At 66.1% G+C, this 15,445-nt stretch carries 14 protein-coding genes; 8 read left to right on the forward strand and 6 right to left on the reverse strand.

Annotated features, from left to right (window positions below; all coding sequences use genetic code 11):
• Window positions 1-19: 19 nt before the first annotated feature.
• The 4 genes from scpA (at window position 20) to OC450_RS09645 (ending at window position 5,365) form a co-directional block, all read left to right on the forward strand.
• Window positions 20-2,176, forward strand: a complete 2,157-nt coding sequence (gene scpA, locus OC450_RS09630) for a methylmalonyl-CoA mutase (RefSeq protein ID WP_256806575.1) — start codon at window positions 20-22, stop codon at window positions 2,174-2,176.
• Between the two features lie 85 nt (window positions 2,177-2,261).
• A complete protein-coding gene (gene meaB, locus OC450_RS09635) occupies window positions 2,262-3,251 on the forward strand; it encodes a methylmalonyl Co-A mutase-associated GTPase MeaB (protein ID WP_211382891.1) in 990 nt (329 codons plus the stop codon).
• Entirely contained in the window at window positions 3,248-3,901 is a 654-nt protein-coding gene (locus OC450_RS09640) for a pyroglutamyl-peptidase I (RefSeq protein ID WP_211382890.1), read from the forward strand. The genes meaB and OC450_RS09640 overlap by 4 nt, the downstream gene beginning before the upstream one ends.
• Window positions 3,902-3,994: 93 nt before the next feature.
• Window positions 3,995-5,365 carry a TIGR03808 family TAT-translocated repetitive protein gene (locus OC450_RS09645; RefSeq protein WP_262047755.1) on the forward strand — a complete coding sequence of 457 codons (1,371 nt, stop codon included), beginning with the start codon at window positions 3,995-3,997 and terminating at the stop codon, window positions 5,363-5,365.
• A 25-nt stretch (window positions 5,366-5,390) separates the two neighbouring features.
• Here OC450_RS09645 and OC450_RS09650 read toward each other — a convergent pair whose 3' ends face one another.
• The 4 genes from OC450_RS09650 to OC450_RS09665 form a co-directional block, all read right to left on the reverse strand.
• Window positions 5,391-5,978, reverse strand: a complete 588-nt coding sequence (locus OC450_RS09650) for a TIGR03809 family protein (protein WP_410050508.1) — start codon at window positions 5,976-5,978, stop codon at window positions 5,391-5,393.
• A 510-nt stretch (window positions 5,979-6,488) separates the two neighbouring features.
• On the reverse strand, window positions 6,489-8,177 hold the full coding sequence (locus OC450_RS09655) for a S8 family serine peptidase (protein ID WP_262047757.1): 1,689 nt from the start codon (window positions 8,175-8,177) through the stop codon (window positions 6,489-6,491).
• Window positions 8,178-8,192: 15 nt separating this feature from the next.
• Entirely contained in the window at window positions 8,193-8,885 is a 693-nt protein-coding gene (locus OC450_RS09660) for a hypothetical protein (RefSeq protein ID WP_262047758.1), read from the reverse strand.
• Window positions 8,882-9,451: a sigma-70 family RNA polymerase sigma factor gene (locus tag OC450_RS09665; protein ID WP_256806361.1), complete on the reverse strand. Its 570-nt coding sequence runs from the start codon at window positions 9,449-9,451 to the stop codon at window positions 8,882-8,884. The genes OC450_RS09660 and OC450_RS09665 overlap by 4 nt, the downstream gene beginning before the upstream one ends.
• A 436-nt stretch (window positions 9,452-9,887) precedes the next feature.
• On the opposite strand from OC450_RS09665, the gene OC450_RS09670 reads away from it, so the two are divergent.
• Window positions 9,888-11,045, forward strand: coding sequence for a GGDEF domain-containing protein (locus OC450_RS09670; protein WP_211382884.1), 1,158 nt, complete (start codon window positions 9,888-9,890; stop codon window positions 11,043-11,045).
• 63 nt (window positions 11,046-11,108) lie between these two features.
• Entirely contained in the window at window positions 11,109-12,212 is a 1,104-nt protein-coding gene (locus tag OC450_RS09675) for a DUF2336 domain-containing protein (RefSeq protein WP_211382883.1), read from the forward strand.
• Between the two features lie 118 nt (window positions 12,213-12,330).
• Here the strand turns inward: OC450_RS09675 and OC450_RS09680 are convergent, their stop codons facing one another.
• Complete coding sequence (locus OC450_RS09680) at window positions 12,331-12,969, reverse strand: DUF1109 domain-containing protein (RefSeq protein ID WP_262047759.1); 639 nt, start codon at window positions 12,967-12,969, stop codon at window positions 12,331-12,333.
• A gap of 2 nt (window positions 12,970-12,971) precedes the next feature.
• On the reverse strand, window positions 12,972-13,517 hold the full coding sequence (locus OC450_RS09685; RefSeq protein ID WP_211382881.1) for a sigma-70 family RNA polymerase sigma factor: 546 nt from the start codon (window positions 13,515-13,517) through the stop codon (window positions 12,972-12,974).
• Between the two features lie 290 nt (window positions 13,518-13,807).
• Here OC450_RS09685 and OC450_RS09690 point away from each other — a divergent pair, with 290 nt between their 5' ends.
• Window positions 13,808-14,473, forward strand: a complete 666-nt coding sequence (locus OC450_RS09690) for a hypothetical protein (RefSeq protein ID WP_262047760.1) — start codon at window positions 13,808-13,810, stop codon at window positions 14,471-14,473.
• 122 nt (window positions 14,474-14,595) lie between these two features.
• Complete coding sequence (locus tag OC450_RS09695) at window positions 14,596-15,375, forward strand: enoyl-CoA hydratase (RefSeq protein WP_262047761.1); 780 nt, start codon at window positions 14,596-14,598, stop codon at window positions 15,373-15,375.
• Window positions 15,376-15,445: the final 70 nt, after the last annotated feature.

The following is a 15,445-nucleotide window of genomic DNA, read 5'->3' on the forward strand; positions in this document are numbered from 1 at the left end:
CTATGATATGGTCGAAACCATGAGCCGCATTCCCAATTTCGCCGACGTCGCCTTCGAGCGCATCGCCACCGCCGCGCCGTCAGGCAGCGCCGAACCGTGGCTGACACCCGAGGGCATCCTGGTGAAATCAGCCTATGGCGAGGCCGATCTGGCCGGGCTCGATTTCCTCGACACCTATCCGGGCATCGCGCCCTATCTGCGCGGCCCCTACCCGACCATGTATGTCAACCAGCCCTGGACCGTCAGGCAATATGCCGGTTTCTCCACGGCGGAGGATTCCAACGCGTTCTACCGCCGCAACCTGGCTGCCGGACAGAAGGGCCTTTCGGTCGCCTTCGATCTCGCCACCCATCGCGGCTATGACAGCGATCATCCGCGCGTCGGCGGCGACGTCGGCATGGCCGGCGTTGCTATCGATTCCATCTACGACATGCGCACGCTGTTCGCAGGCATCCCGCTCGACCAGATGAGCGTGTCCATGACCATGAACGGCGCGGTGCTGCCGATCCTCGCGCTCTACGTCGCTGCCGCAGGCGAACAGGGCGTGGCGCCGGAAAAGCTCTCGGGCACCATTCAGAACGACATTCTGAAAGAGTTCATGGTGCGCAATACCTACATCTATCCGCCCGCGCCCTCGATGCGGATCATCTCGGACATCTTCGCCTACACTTCGCAGAAGATGCCGAAATACAATTCGATCTCGATCTCCGGCTATCATATGCAGGAGGCCGGCGCGACACAGGATCTCGAGCTCGCCTATACGCTGGCCGACGGTGTCGAATATCTTCGCGCCGGTCTTGCGGCCGGCCTCGACGTCGACCGCTTCGCGCCGCGGCTGTCGTTCTTCTGGGCGATCGGCATGAACTTCTTCATGGAGGTCGCCAAGCTGCGCGCCGCGCGCCTGCTCTGGGCCAAGCTGCTGAAGCCGTTCAACCCGAAGGACCCGCGCTCGCTGTCGCTGCGCACGCACAGCCAGACTTCAGGCTGGTCGCTGACCGCGCAGGACGTGTTCAACAACGTGATGCGCACGACCGTGGAGGCGATGGCGGCGACGCAAGGCCATACCCAGTCGCTGCACACCAATGCGCTCGACGAAGCGCTCGCGCTGCCGACCGATTTCTCGGCGCGCATCGCCCGCAACACCCAGCTCTTCCTGCAGCAGGAGAGCGGTACCACCCGCGTCATCGATCCCTGGGGCGGCTCGTATTATGTCGAGCGGCTGACGCGCGATCTCGCCGCGAAGGCCTGGAGCCATATCCAGGAGGTCGAGGAGCTCGGCGGCATGGCCAAGGCCATCGAGGCCGGCGTGCCCAAGCTGCGCATCGAGGAGGCCTCGGCCAAGACCCAGGCCCGGATCGATGCCGGCAAGCAGGCGGTGATCGGCGTCAACAAGTACAAGCCGACGGATGAGGCTCCCATCGACATCCTCAAGGTCGACAACACCAATGTCCGCCGGCTCCAGATCGACAAGCTGACACGGCTGAAGTCCGAGCGCAGCCAGAAGGACGTCGATGCCGCGCTCGCCGCGCTGACGCGCTCGGCCGGCGAAGGCAACGGCAATCTGCTCGCGCTGGCCATCGACGCCGCGCGGGCGAAGGCGACCGTCGGCGAGATTTCGGACGCGATGGAGAAGGTGTTCGGCCGGCACCGTGCCGAGATCAAGTCCATCACCGGCGTCTACAAGCGGGAGGCGTCCACCATGGGCAACCAGGTCGAGAAGGTTCAGGCGCTGATCGATACCTTCGAGGAGGCGGAAGGCCGCCGGCCGCGCATCCTGGTGGCCAAGATCGGCCAGGACGGCCACGACCGCGGCCAGAAGGTGATTGCGTCCGCGTTTGCCGATATCGGCTTCGACGTCGACATCGGGCCGCTGTTTGCCACGGCGGACGAAGCCGCGCGACAGGCCGTCGAGAACGACGTCCACATCCTCGGCGTCTCCTCGCTGGCCGCCGCCCACCTCACCGCCGTGCCGGAGCTGAAGGCCGCGCTGAAGAAGCAGGGCCGCGACGACATCATGATCATCGTCGGCGGCGTGGTGCCGCCGCAGGATTACGACGCGCTCTACGCCGCCGGGGCGGAGGCGATCTTCCCGCCAGGCACGGTCATCGCGGACGCGGCCGAGGAGCTGATCCGCAAGCTGAACGCCCGGCTCGGGCATAGCGAGGCGGCGGAGTAGAGCCACCCTCATTCCCGAACACTCGGGCCCACGACAGCAGCCGAGCGGCCCTCGCCTGCTCCGCCGGGGCGTTGTAAAGCAGGGCATGGTTGAGAAGAAAGCTTCGCTGGACATCAAATCCCTCGCCCGCGACCTCCGCTCCGGCAGTCGCGCGGCCCTTGCCCGGGCGATCACGCTGGTGGAGAGCCGGCGCGGCGACCACCAGGCGCTGGCGCGGGAGCTGGTGCAGATGCTGCTGCCCGACACCGGCAAGGCGGTCCGCGTCGGCATCACCGGCTCGCCCGGTGTCGGCAAGTCCACTACCATCGATGTACTCGGCACTCACCTGATCGAGCACGGCCACAAGGTCGCGGTGCTCGCGGTCGACCCATCCTCGGCGCGCAGCGGCGGCTCGATCCTCGGCGACAAGACGCGGATGGCGCGGCTATCCGCCTCCGACAACGCCTTCATCCGCCCCTCGCCGTCGTCGGGCACGCTCGGCGGCGTCGCTGCGAAGACGCGCGAGGCGATGCTGCTCTGCGAAGCCGCCGGCTTCGACGTCGTGCTGGTCGAGACCGTCGGCATCGGCCAGTCCGAGACGGCGGTCTGCGATATGACCGATTTCTTCCTCGCCTTGATGCTGCCAGGCGGCGGCGATGAGCTGCAGGGCATCAAGAAGGGCCTGGTCGAGCTCGCCGACATGATCGCTATCAACAAGGCCGACGGCGACAATCTCAAGCGCGCCAACATCACCGCCGCCGACTATCGCGGCGCGCTGCATATCCTCAGCCCCCGCTCCGAACACTGGCATCCGCCTGTCGTCACCTATTCGGCACTGGCCGGCACCGGCATCGCCGAGCTTTGGCAGAAGGTCCTGGATCACCGCAAGGCGATGAACGCGTCCGGCGAATTCGCCGCACGGCGACGCGAGCAGCAAGTGAAGTGGATGTGGTCGATGCTGGAGCAGCGCATGCTGGCGCGGCTGCGCAGCGAGGCATCGGTGCGGACGAAGGTCAGGAAGATCGAGACTGAAGTGGCCGATGGCCATCTCACGCCGGCGATTGCCGCCGAGCAGATTCTGGAGTTGCTGCAATGAGCGAAAAGCTCCGCATTCTCCTCACCGGCTTCGGGCCGTTTCCCGGCGCGCCGTACAATCCAACCCAGCCGCTGGTGGCGCGACTGACGCAGCTGCGCCGTCCGGCCCTCGACGATGTCGCGATCGCGAGCCACATCTTCCCGGTGACCTATGGCGCCGTCGACCGGCAATTGCCCGAGGTGCTCGCGAAACAGAAGCCGGATGCGCTGCTGATGTTCGGCCTCGCCGCGCGCACGTCTTACCTGCGCATCGAGACCCGCGCGCGCAACGCCGTTACCATGCTCTGGCCCGATGCCGCCAACACCCGATCGAGCAAGCGCGGCATCGCCGGCCGTGCGGACGCGATGACGTTCGGCCCGCACACGGCAAGGCTGCTGCGCGCGGCGCGCCTCACCGGCATCGACGCCCGCGCCTCGCGCGATGCCGGCGCCTATCTCTGCAACTATCTGAGCTGGCGTGCGATCGAGCAGGTGAAGGCAGGCGGACCGCAGCTCGCGGCGTTCATCCATATTCCCCTGCTTGCGCGAAGCGGCGCGGTGCGGCGCAAGGGCGCACCTCGGATCACGCTGGACGAGCTGGTGGATGCCGGCGAAGCAATGCTGATGGAGATGGTGCAATTGGCACGGAAGGGGCGTGCTTCACTGGGGTAAACATTTAACCCTACCGCGAACAATCCCCACGTCCTCTGCCGCCCTGCGCTACCTAACCGCTGCGGACCCCCCGCGTCCGCCGGAGGACGCATCATGGACCTCAATCGCCGTCATCTCATCGGAGCTTCCACCGCAGGCATCGCCGGCGCGCTGGCCATGCCTGCCGACGCTGCGCGCGCGGCGCCGCTGACGTCCCTGCTCGGCCGCGACGCGACCCAATATGGTGTGCGACCCGGCAGCAGCGAGGACCAGACCCGCGCACTCCAGCGCGCGATCGACGAGGCCGCGCGTGCGCAGATGCCACTGGCGCTCCCGCCCGGAATCTACCGTGCTGGGCTGCTACGGCTTCCGAATGGCGCGCAGCTGATTGGCGTGCGCGGTGCCACAAAACTCGTCTTCACGGGCGGCGCCTCCGCGATCCAGAGCGACGGTTCGGACTCGATTGGCCTCACCGGCATCACCTTCGACGGCGGCGGCATTCCGCTGCCGACGCGACGCGGCCTGATCCAGGTGCTCGGTGGGCGCGACGTCCGCATCACCGATTGCGAGATCACCGGCTCCGGCGGCAGCGGTATCTGGCTCGAGCAGGTCTCGGGCGACATCTCCGGCAACGTTTTCACCAACATCGCCGTGACGGCGGTGGTCTCGTTCGACGCGCGGGGCCTCTGCGTCTCGCGCAACACCATCACCGGCACCAACGACAACGGCATCGAGATCCTGCGCACCGCGATCGGTGATGACGGGACGCTGGTCATTGACAACCGCATCGAGGACATCAAGGCCGGTCCCGGCGGCTCCGGCCAGTATGGCAACGCCATAAACGCCTTCCGGGCCGGCAACGTGATCGTGCGCGGCAACCGCATCAGGAACTGCGATTACTCGGCGGTGCGCGGCAATTCGGCCTCCAACATCCACATCACCGGCAACAGCGTCAGCGACGTGCGCGAGGTCGCGCTGTATTCCGAATTTTCGTTCGAAGCCGCCGTGATCGCGAACAATACGGTGGACGGCGCCGCCGTCGGCGTCTCCGTCTGCAATTTCAACGAGGGCGGCCGCATCGCCGTGGTCCAGGGCAACATCATCCGCAATTTGATCCCGAAGCGGCCGATCGGCACCGCGCCCGACGACGATGCCGGCATCGGCATCTACATCGAGGCGGATTCGACGGTGACCGGCAACGTGATCGAGAACGCGCCGTCCTACGGCATCGTCGCCGGCTGGGGCAAGTATCTGCGCGACGTCGCCATCACCGGCAACGTGATCCGCAAGGCGCTAGCCGGTGTCGGCGTCTCCGTGGTGCCGGGCGCCGGCACCGCGCTCGTCAACAACAACATGATCTCGGAAACCCCGCGCGGCGCCGTGGTCGGGCTCGATCATGCGCGCGCCGTGACATCTGATCTGTCGGCGGACGGCGCGCAGCGGTTCGCGCAGGTGGTGGTCGGCGGGAATGCGGTGCGGCGATAGGTGCCGCCTCTCGCCCGCCGAACCCTTAGAACGCGTTCCTCAGCAGCGGGTATTTCGCCTCCAGGCCGTCGAGGCTGAGGGTGAATTCGACGACGCGTTCGGGGGCTGCGACGATTTCGGCTGCCGGCGGCGAGAACTGCGGCAGAAGCGTTGCCATCGCCGCAGGCACGGTGGGCGGCGCCGTCACAATTGGTGCGGTGACGGGTGCCATTGCAACGGGCGCGGCATGCGGCGCGATCGGGGCTTCGGTGATTTCAGCGAGCACGTTCGGAGTGGGATCGAGCGCGACCGGCACGGCGGTCTCGGGGGCGATGTGCACGGCCTTCGGCTGCATGACCTGCGCCTCTTGCTCGCGCGGAGACATGCGGGGCATCGTCGCGGGCGACCAGCCGAATGCGGGCGACACGCTCGCAGCCGCCGCGGCGACGTCCGAACCGGTGGCAAGCGCGCGCCAGGTCTGGACGGCGCGCTTGGCTTCCTGGATGTTTTCAAGGAATGCGATCTCGGAGTGATAGCGGCGCCAGCGTCCGGTCTCGAACATCTCGGAAAGATGCTCGAGCCTCTGCTCGGCAAGAGCGCACCAGCGCGCCGCAATGTCGCGGCCGTCGGCCACGTCGCGAACAGCCCCTTGGCGATGTGTCATAAGTCAGCCCGTCAGGAGAAAATACGGACGCGACGCAACGCAGACGAATCAATTTAGACGCGACATGAATATTTTGTGGAAAAGTTTTGACTTGTCCAGCAACGACACGGCCTTCGTCACAAAACACCGTAGTCGTGCGGAGATTTCAGGCATTTGCGAGTCAAGCTTCACACAAGCATGACTCACTTGCGGCGCACCCGAGCGACGGCTGCGATCAGCACAGCCGCAATCTCTCAACCGGAAGCTGATCGCGCGCAGAGATTCAAGAAATCAGACCCCCCAAAAGAAAAGACCCGTCCGGGGGGACAACCGGACGGGTCGAGCCATATGGGCGCTTGGGGTGGATGGGCGCTCGCGCCTGATATGACTTATGGGGAGGGATGACCGCTCCCACATAATTTGGTCGTGGCAGCAGGCTGAACGTTCAATGTGGAGGTTGATTTTTCGACCGTCGCGCGGCGCGCAATCTTGTCGCAGCCACTATCGCGCCGCCGGCCTATCCGCCTGAGAAATCGCGGATTTATCGCCTGCGCTCGACAGCGAGGGTTGTTCGATTGCGCGGATACCAGGCTCGTCGCGACGCTTCTCGATATCTTCACGTTTAGTTGTACCGGACGCGGCGGCAACGGGCGTCGCGCTATCGGCCGGAACGGCCATGACCGCGGCAAACGCATCGGCCTCGCCGTCGCCGAAGAGATCGTCACGCCCGGGCGAGCCGAGGTCGCGCGCGGTCTTCGCCAGTGTGATGCGCAGCGCTTCCGGCTTCAAGGCGTAGTTGCGCTCGAGCAGCAGCGCCGCGACGCCGGAGACATAGGCGGCGGAGAACGAGGTGCCCGACGTCATCTGGTATTTGCCGTCGGGCGCCGGCAGGAAAATGTCGACGCCAGGCGCCGCGACCGCGATGTAGTTGCCCCGGTTGGAGGCGGTGAACAGCCTGTCCTGCTGGTCGGTCGCGCTGACCGCGATCACGTTGGGATTGGCGGCGGGATAAAGCGGCGGCGACTTCGCGCCGGCATTGCCGGCGGCGGCGATCAGCACCAGGCCGCGCGCAGCGGTCGCCGCGATAGCCCGCTCGATCACCGCGTCCTTCGGACCGGCAAAGCTCATATTGACGATCTGCGCGCCATGCTCGGCGGCATAGTTCAGCGAGCGCAGGATGATGTAGGATGAGCTCTGGGCCCCGGAGTTGGTGCCGCCGAAGGCGCGGATGGCGATGATGCGCGCCTCGGGCGCGCTGCCCATCAGCTTGGCATGGGCCACGATGGCGCCGGCGATGCCGGTGCCGTGAACGTGCGGGCCCTCGGTGCTGCCGAGCGCATCGAAATTGTCGGCGATGGAATGCGCAAGCTCGGGGTGATTGGCGTCGATTCCGGAGTCGATCACGGCAACCGTCACATTTGCGCCGTGCGCCAGCGCATGCGCCTGTGGCAGGCGTAGCTTGGCCAGCGCATATTGCGCGGGATCTCCCTCGGTCGGCACCGACGATTTCTGGTCCTGCAGCACGTAGCGGAAGTTCGGCTGGACCGACCGCACGCCGCCCTCGGCAGCGAATTCGCGCCGCACCGTCTCGGCGGGCCGGCCGTCGGTGATGCGGAACAGTCCGAACGTGGCCCCGATCAGCGGGAAATTCTCGGAGAAGACGCGCGTCAAACCGTGGCGTCGCGCAAGCTCGTCGGCCTCGGTCACCGACAGCGCGCCGTCGATCTCGGCGACGAATTCGCCTGCGAAGGTGCGCGGGTTCACGGCGACCGGCGTGGTGTTGCCCCTCCCCTTGCCGGCGCTCTTCTTGCCGGATTTGCCAGTGCCGTCACCACCGGCATTCGGCTGGCCAAGGCACTCGCCGTCGCCGTCGCGATAAGGCGCGGAGCAGGACGGATAGAGGTTCGGCGAATAGCGCGCATAGGGCAGCACCGGTGCCCCCATTCGGCCTATGCTGGTGGTATGCGGGATCGCGGGGATAGCCCGCGGTCCAGGGGCGACAGCGACGGCCCGCGCGGCGATACTGGGAGAGATGGTCGGCGTGCGCGTGGGGACGCTGATCGTGGGCGTGCGCATGATCGCCTGCGCCTGCGCGACCTCGACGCCGAGACAGGCGGCGAGCAGCAGCGCGGCTCCGACCGAGGACGCGAAGGCCCCGGCGCGCAGTTGGCTTTCGGACTTGCGCATCATCGGTGCAGCGGCGCCTTACGGCGCCGCGACGGCCAGATTGACGAACTTCTCGCGCGACATTTTGCCGAGCAGCGAGGCAAGCTCGTCCTGACCCATCGCCTTGTCGAACTGGAGACGGAACATGCCACCCTTGGCATCCCCGATAATCGACGCCTGGTAGCTGTCGAGCAGCGCTGTGATGTCGGCGACACGCGCCTCGGGCGTGAAGCGCACCAACGCCCGCGCCGGCGCGGCTGCCCCCAGCTCGCGCGTGAGCGGCGCGCTGGTCGAGAGCGAGGCGGTCTGGAAGGTCGCGGGCTGGGTCTTCATCAGAACGGCGCCGATGATGCCGGCCTGCAGCAGCAGCGCGATGGCACCGACGCTCGCCGACCAGGCCAGCGTGCGCGGCGACAGGCTCGAGAAGAAGGTCGCAATGCGCGCCGAGAGCGGCAGCGAACCGACCGGTCGCGCCGGCTCCGCGTCGATCGCGGCGAACAGCTTCTGCATCGCGCGCGCCGAAGGGGCGCCCAGGCTCTCGTTCAGATGAATGGTCTCTTCGTACTCGCCGCGGATCGCGGCATATTGCCTGGCGAGCGCCGGATCATTCGCCAGCGCTTCCTCGACACGGCGCGCGTCACGCGCGTTCAGCGTGCCGGCGGCATGCCAGGGCAGCAGCAGTTCGATCTCACTGGGCTCTTGCTCCAGCATCTTCTTGCTCAACGCCATCATGGCCAGCCTCGCTCAATGCCGGCTGCCTTCAGCAGTTCGGCCAATTTCTTGCGCGCATAGAACAAGCGCGTCTTCACAGTGTTCTCCGGAATGCCAACGATTTCGGCCACCTCTTCCACGGACTTCTCGTGGTAGTAGACGAGATCGACGATTTCCCGATGGTCAGGCGAGAGGCCCGTCAGACACTCCCGCAACGCTTCACTGGTATCCTTCTTCTGCACCACCGTTTCCGGATCGTCGGACGTATCCTCGATCGCGTTCGCGGCTTCGTCGTCCAACCCAACGTCCTTCCTGCGCCGAAGCGCAGACAGGGCCTTGAATCGGGTGATTGCCAGCAGCCAGGTGGAAACGGCGGACCGGCCCTCGAACTTGCCGGCTTGACGCCAGACGTCGAGAAACACCTCGCTGATGAGGTCTTCCGCCGCCTGCTCGTCCCGCACGAGCCGGAGGCCGAACCGATACACCCTGACATGGTGCCGCCCGTACAGCACCTGCATGGCGAGCCGGTCGCCTTGAGCGATCCTGGCGATCAGGACCTCGTCCGAAGCCGCCTGGGTCACGCTCAAAGGCCGTCTCGCAAGGTTGGTCGGGTCGATGCGGCAGACGGTTCGACGGGAGAAGGTAAATTCTTCAATCTACCGCAGTCATACGGGGGCCTGTGTGATCTACCCCACATACGGGATTTTTCCTTTTGCCACCCCCGGCGGCCGGTCGCCTCGCTCAAGAACGGTAACATAGTAATGGAGCACTTTCCTGCGCAATGCCGTCCAGCGCAGACGGCCCGACGAGCATGGAACCATAGCAGCCCTGCACGATGTATGTCTCGCCAAGCCCCGCTTTGGCTCGACTGCACCGCACACAATGCCTAATCGCCGGCAAATTCCTTTGCCGGCACAGGCGTCCCCGTCCCGCGCTGCACAGTGCGGATTCGGTTTCGAAGGATACCAAACCTAAAGGCTTGCCACGTAGATTTTTGGGCTGAGATCGACCATTGGCGGGACCATGAACACGGCCGCGACGTCCTTTCCGGAGAGGAATGCCGCTGAGGTCGCGGATCTCGTCCTCACGCCCGAGGCGGCGGCGCCCGAAGTGCTGGCGCGCCGGATCCGGCAGCGCCGCCAGATGTATATCGGCCAGGTGGCGAGCTATTCGCTCGGCGCCTCCGTCCTGCTGGTCTACGCTTTTGACGGTGCGATCTCGATCGACGTTGCTTCGCTGTTCTGGTTCGGCGGGCTACTGATCATCGGCACCTTCGCCGTGCTGTCGGAAGCCGGCGTCGGCGACAGATTCACCGACCACTATCTGACCGTGTTCCAGATTTCGGCGCATATGGCGCTGCAATTCGTGTTTCTGCTGTCGGTGCCGACCGTCGGCGTCGCCTTCATCAGCGTGCTGTTCCTGATCTTCGCCTTCGGTACGCTGCGCATGACCTCGGCGCAGGCGATGCTGACCTGGGCGATCGCGACCGCCGGCCTCGCCACCGTCTTCCTCGCCTCCGACCTGCCGATCGGCATGCCCGTTGCAACGCGTCTGCAGCGAACCGCCTCGATGCTGTGCTTCGTGCTGGTGATCGGCCAGTGCGCCTTCCTCGGCCTGTTCGGCGCCACGCTGCGCAAGATCCTGTACCAGCGCAGCATCGAACTGAAGGCCGCCTATCAGCGCATCGAGGAATTGGCGGAGCTCGACGAGCTCACCGGCTCCTACAACCGCCGCTGCATCATGCGGCTTCTCGACGCCGAGATCGAAAAATCAAGGCGGGCATCGACGCCTTGCGCGATCGCACTGATCGATCTCGACTGGTTCAAGCGCATCAACGACGCCCACGGCCATCCCGTCGGCGACGAGGTGCTGCGCACCTTCGCGATCACCTTTTTCGCCAACATTCGCCCGGCCGACAGCTTCGGCCGCTACGGCGGAGAGGAATTCCTGCTGCTGCTGCCGGGCACGGACGGCGAGGCGGCGTCGCGCATGCTCGATCGGCTGCGTGGCATCGTTGCCGATCTCGACTGGAGCGCATTCTCCCCGGGCATGCGCGTGACCATTTCCGCAGGCGTCGTGACGCTGCGCGACGCTGATACTGCCGACACGTTTCTCGCGCGCGCCGACAGCGCGCTCTATTCCGCCAAGGCACAAGGGCGCAACCGCATTGCAACGAGTTGATCAATCCATTTTCTCCCGGCACGGCATAAGCCGCCGTCGGGCCGAACGCTCCAGGACAGGGCAATGAAAACCAAATCCGTAAAGACAGCCGAGAATCTGCTCGAGGAATTGCAGGCCACGCTCTCCCACGGCACCGTCGCGCGCCGGGTCGAGGCGCTGCGCCGGGTCACCGATCTCTTCGTGGGCAACGCGGTGGACTATTCCGAAGACCACGTCAGCGTGTTCGACGACGTGTTCCAATGCCTGATCGAGCAGATCGAGGTTTCGGCCAGGGCGCTGCTTGCCGACCGTCTCGCACCGATCGCGGCTGCGCCGCCGAAGATCATCCGCACGCTCGCGCTCGACGAGGTGATCGAGGTCTCCGGCCCCGTGCTGTCGAAATCGGAGCGGCTTGACGAGGCGACCCTGATCGAGATCGCGCGCACCAGGGGCCAGGCCCATCTCAAGGCGATCTCGCTGCGGCGGGTGCTGTCGGAAGCACTCACCGACGTGCTGGTGACGCGCGGCAACGAGGACGTCGTGCAATCGACCGTCAGCAATCCCGGCGCGCAGCTGTCCGAGGGAAGTTTCACCGACCTCGTCACGCGGGCCGAGCGCGACGACGACCTCGCCACCTGCATCGGCCTGCGACGCGACCTGCCGCGACACCACTACCTCAAGCTGGTCGCGAAGGCGTCCTTGAGCGTGCGCAGGAAGCTCGAGGCCGCGCATCCGGAGCTCGCGGACGAGGTGTCGAGCGTGGTCCAGGAAGCGGCCCAGCGGGTCCGCACCGCGGCCATGACCAGGCAGACCGAGATGGCGCGCGCGCTGGTGAAATCGCTCCACGACGACGGCCGCCTCAACGAGCTCCAGGTCGCCGCCTTCGCAGAGCAGGGCAAGTTCGACGAGGCCAATGCGGGGCTCGCGGCGCTCGCGGGTGTCACGGTCGATACCGCCGAGAACATGATGATCGAGAGCCGCACCGAGGGCGTGATGATCCTCGCCAAGGTCGCGGGCATGTCGTGGCCGAGCGTGCGCGCAATCATTGCCATGCGCGAGAAGCTTTCAGGCGGCTCGCAGACCGACATGCTGACGATGCGCGATACCTACGAGGCGCTGCGCTCATCGACCGCACAACAGGTGCTGCGCTTCCACCGCATGCAGCAGGGCGCAACGCCGGCGGCCTGAAGACCAGAGGGCTGCCGCGGACGCAGACGTCAGGCGGCAACGGCCGGAGCGCGATGGGGCTAAGCGAAACCCGGGAGTCGCGGCGATGCGACGCGACGACTATTTGCGCGGAACGCCTTCAGTACCGCAGGACTTTCGAGCCCACGAGCGCTCCCACTGCCGTCACCAATGCGGTCGCGATCATGTACCAGGTCGCGACGAACAGCGGCGAATCGTCGGTGCAGTGAGAGGCGTACAGCGTCGCGGCCAGACCGGCCGACACCAGACCGGCGAGCGCGCCGGCAAGCGCGGGACGCGATGGCGCGCCGTGGCGCAGGCCGAACAGCGCCCCCGCAAGCAGCGGTAGCGACATCGCTGGGATCGCTGACAGGCACACCCTGGAGTTCTTGCCCATCAAGCGCATCGTCATCGGCATGGCCGGCGCCATCATCGCCTCACTGCCGATCGCAACCGCGAGCAGCCCGACCGGCAGCAGCAGCAGCCAGCCCCAGCCACGCAGCAGCGCTTCGGGCCGCGACATATGCAGGCTGACGATGATCGCTGGGATGGCGAGCGACAGCGTCACGGCGAACTTCATGTCGAAGAACGGATTGTGCATCGCGCTCATCACGTCCGGCCGAACGCCGAGGAACGTCGCGAAGATCAGGATCGACAGGGGCGCGGCGACCAGCAGGGCCATGGTCAGCACCGCGCCGACGCGCGGTGCGCGATGGGCGTTGTCGGCCGAGAGCGAGCGAATGAGTTGATCGGTATCCATGACTATTGGTCTCGCAGTTTGGCTGTCAGCGCCGCAAGTCCGCGATGCAGCGCGACCCGCACCGCACCTTCGCTCATCGAATATTTCGCCGCCGTATCCTTGATCGAGGCGGCCTCGACCGCGATCGACTGCAACACGTCACGCTGGCGCTGCGGCAGCGCGCTCAGCTGCGCCGCGACCTCGCCGGCTGAAGCGGTCTGCTCCGGCGCCTCGCCCGGCAGGGTCTCGGCGAAATCGTCGATGTTGACGAAGATCCGCCTGCCCCGGCGCCGCAGCGCGTCGATCAGCTTGTTGCGGCCGATCGCAAACAGCCAGGGCGCGAACGGGGCTTCGCTGTCCCAGGTGTGCCGCTTCAGATGCACCGCCAACAGAATCTCCTGCACGATATCCTCAGCCTGGTCGGGCGGCTGGCCTGCCCGCGCCAGGCCGCGTCTTGCGGCTGCGCGCAGCACCGGCGTGACCGCCCTCAACAGGCGATGATAGGCCGCGTCATCGCCAGCCATGGCCGACCGCATCAGGCCGGTCCATTCGTCCTCACGTCCGCGCACGCGCGCCCTCACCATGCAATTCGGCCGCTCTTTCAATTTGTTACGCAGGCACCGCTCGATCACGAAGTCGTGATCTCTGCTGTGCCTCAGGACCGAGACGGCCGTCAGGATCTCGGACGGCTCATAACACCGATCGGTTCCGTCCGCACCCGGCGGCCGGCCGGAAAGGGAGCCGCTTGCCGCGTTTTTGCCCGGTCCAGCCAGAAGATTCCCATTTTTTGCCCCGCTGTCGTCACGCCTCAGGGTCTCTGTTCGCTGCCGGGACGGGCGGAATTGGGGAGATCGTCAACATGATGAAAGCCAGCGGGCGCGCGGTATTGACCCTTCTTGCCGGGCTTTTCTTGCTGTTCGGGGGCGTCGTACAGGCGGCACCGGGTTCAGCCGCAAGCAACAAAGCGGACAGCGCGGGCAAACAGGCCGACGCGGTCAGGCCGGGCAAGCAGGGGCGCCACACGTCGCGCCACCGCGACAGCACCAAGACGGCGCAGAAATCCGATGACAAGGCCGACAAGAAGGAGGCCGCGGCAAAGGCCGACGAGGCGAAGCCCGACGATCGCGACGTGCCGCCCTCAGGCCAGATGCCGCCGGAAATCGCCAACGCCAATGCGCAGCTCGCCGCTACGGATACGCCGACTGCGACTGCCGCCTCCGCGATGACGGGCCGCGCCAACGACAACGTCCAGGCAGCGGCCGATAATACCGCCGAGCCGAATGCCGAGAGTCAGGTCGTCGCACCCGATCAGCTCAACGACATCGACCGCGCCGTGCAACAGGACACTCCCGCGGCCCAGAAGGCGGTGATTGCCGCAACCGACGCGCAACCGCGGCCGGCTCCGGTGATGGCGAGCAGCCAGCAGAGCTCGGCCTGGGACCAGAGCTCACTGATCGGCAAGATCTTCATCGGCGTCGGCACGCTGCTGACGCTGGCCTCCGCCGCGCGCATGTTCATGGCCTGATCTGCGACCTGATCCTGGCCCAAGGGAGTTCCGGAACGCGCACCTCGCGGGCGTTCCGGCCCTCTTGAAGCCCACCGCGCCAAAGGGCACATTGCCGGCCCAATCAGAAGCGCGGGTGGAGCATGAGCACGTTCGAACACATCATCGTCGAAAGCAAAGGGGCGGTCGGCATCATCAAGCTGAACCGGCCGAAGCTGCTCAATGCTCTCTCTTTCGGCGTCTTCCGCGAGATTGCCGCGGCGGTCGACGATCTCGAAGCCGATAACGCCATCGGTTGCATCGTCGTGACCGGCAGCGAGAAGGCTTTCGCCGCCGGCGCCGACATCAAGGAGATGCAGCCGAAGGGCTTCATCGACATGTTCACCGAGGACTTTGCCGCGATCGGCGGCGACCGCCTCGCGCGCTGCCGCAAGCCGACGATCGCCGCGGTCGCCGGCTATGCGCTCGGCGGCGGCTGCGAGCTCGCCATGATGTGCGATTTCATCATCGCCGCCGACACCGCCAAGTTCGGGCAGCCCGAGATCACGCTCGGCACCATTCCCGGCATCGGCGGCACCCAGCGCCTGACCCGCGCGATCGGCAAGTCCAAGGCGATGGACCTCTGCCTCACCGGCCGCATGATGGACGCGGCGGAAGCCGAGCGCTCAGGCCTCGTCAGCCGCATCGTGCCCGCTGACAAGCTGATGGACGAGGTGATGGCGGCAGCCGACAAGATCGCCGCGATGTCGCGCCCCGCGGCTGCGATGGCCAAGGAAGCGGTCAACCGTGCCTTCGAGACCACGCTCGCCGAGGGCATGAGCGTCGAGCGCAACCTGTTCCACTCGACCTTCGCGCTGGAAGATCGTTCAGAGGGCATGGCGGCGTTCATCGAGAAGCGCAAGCCGGTGAACAAGAACCGATAAGCGGCTGGAGCATGATCCGGAAAAGTGCGAAGCGGTTTTCCGGATCATGCTCAAACAAGAACCTAAAGCG

This window comes from Bradyrhizobium sp. Bra78, from assembly GCF_024519855.1.
GTDB classification, from domain to species: domain Bacteria; phylum Pseudomonadota; class Alphaproteobacteria; order Rhizobiales; family Xanthobacteraceae; genus Bradyrhizobium; species Bradyrhizobium japonicum_G.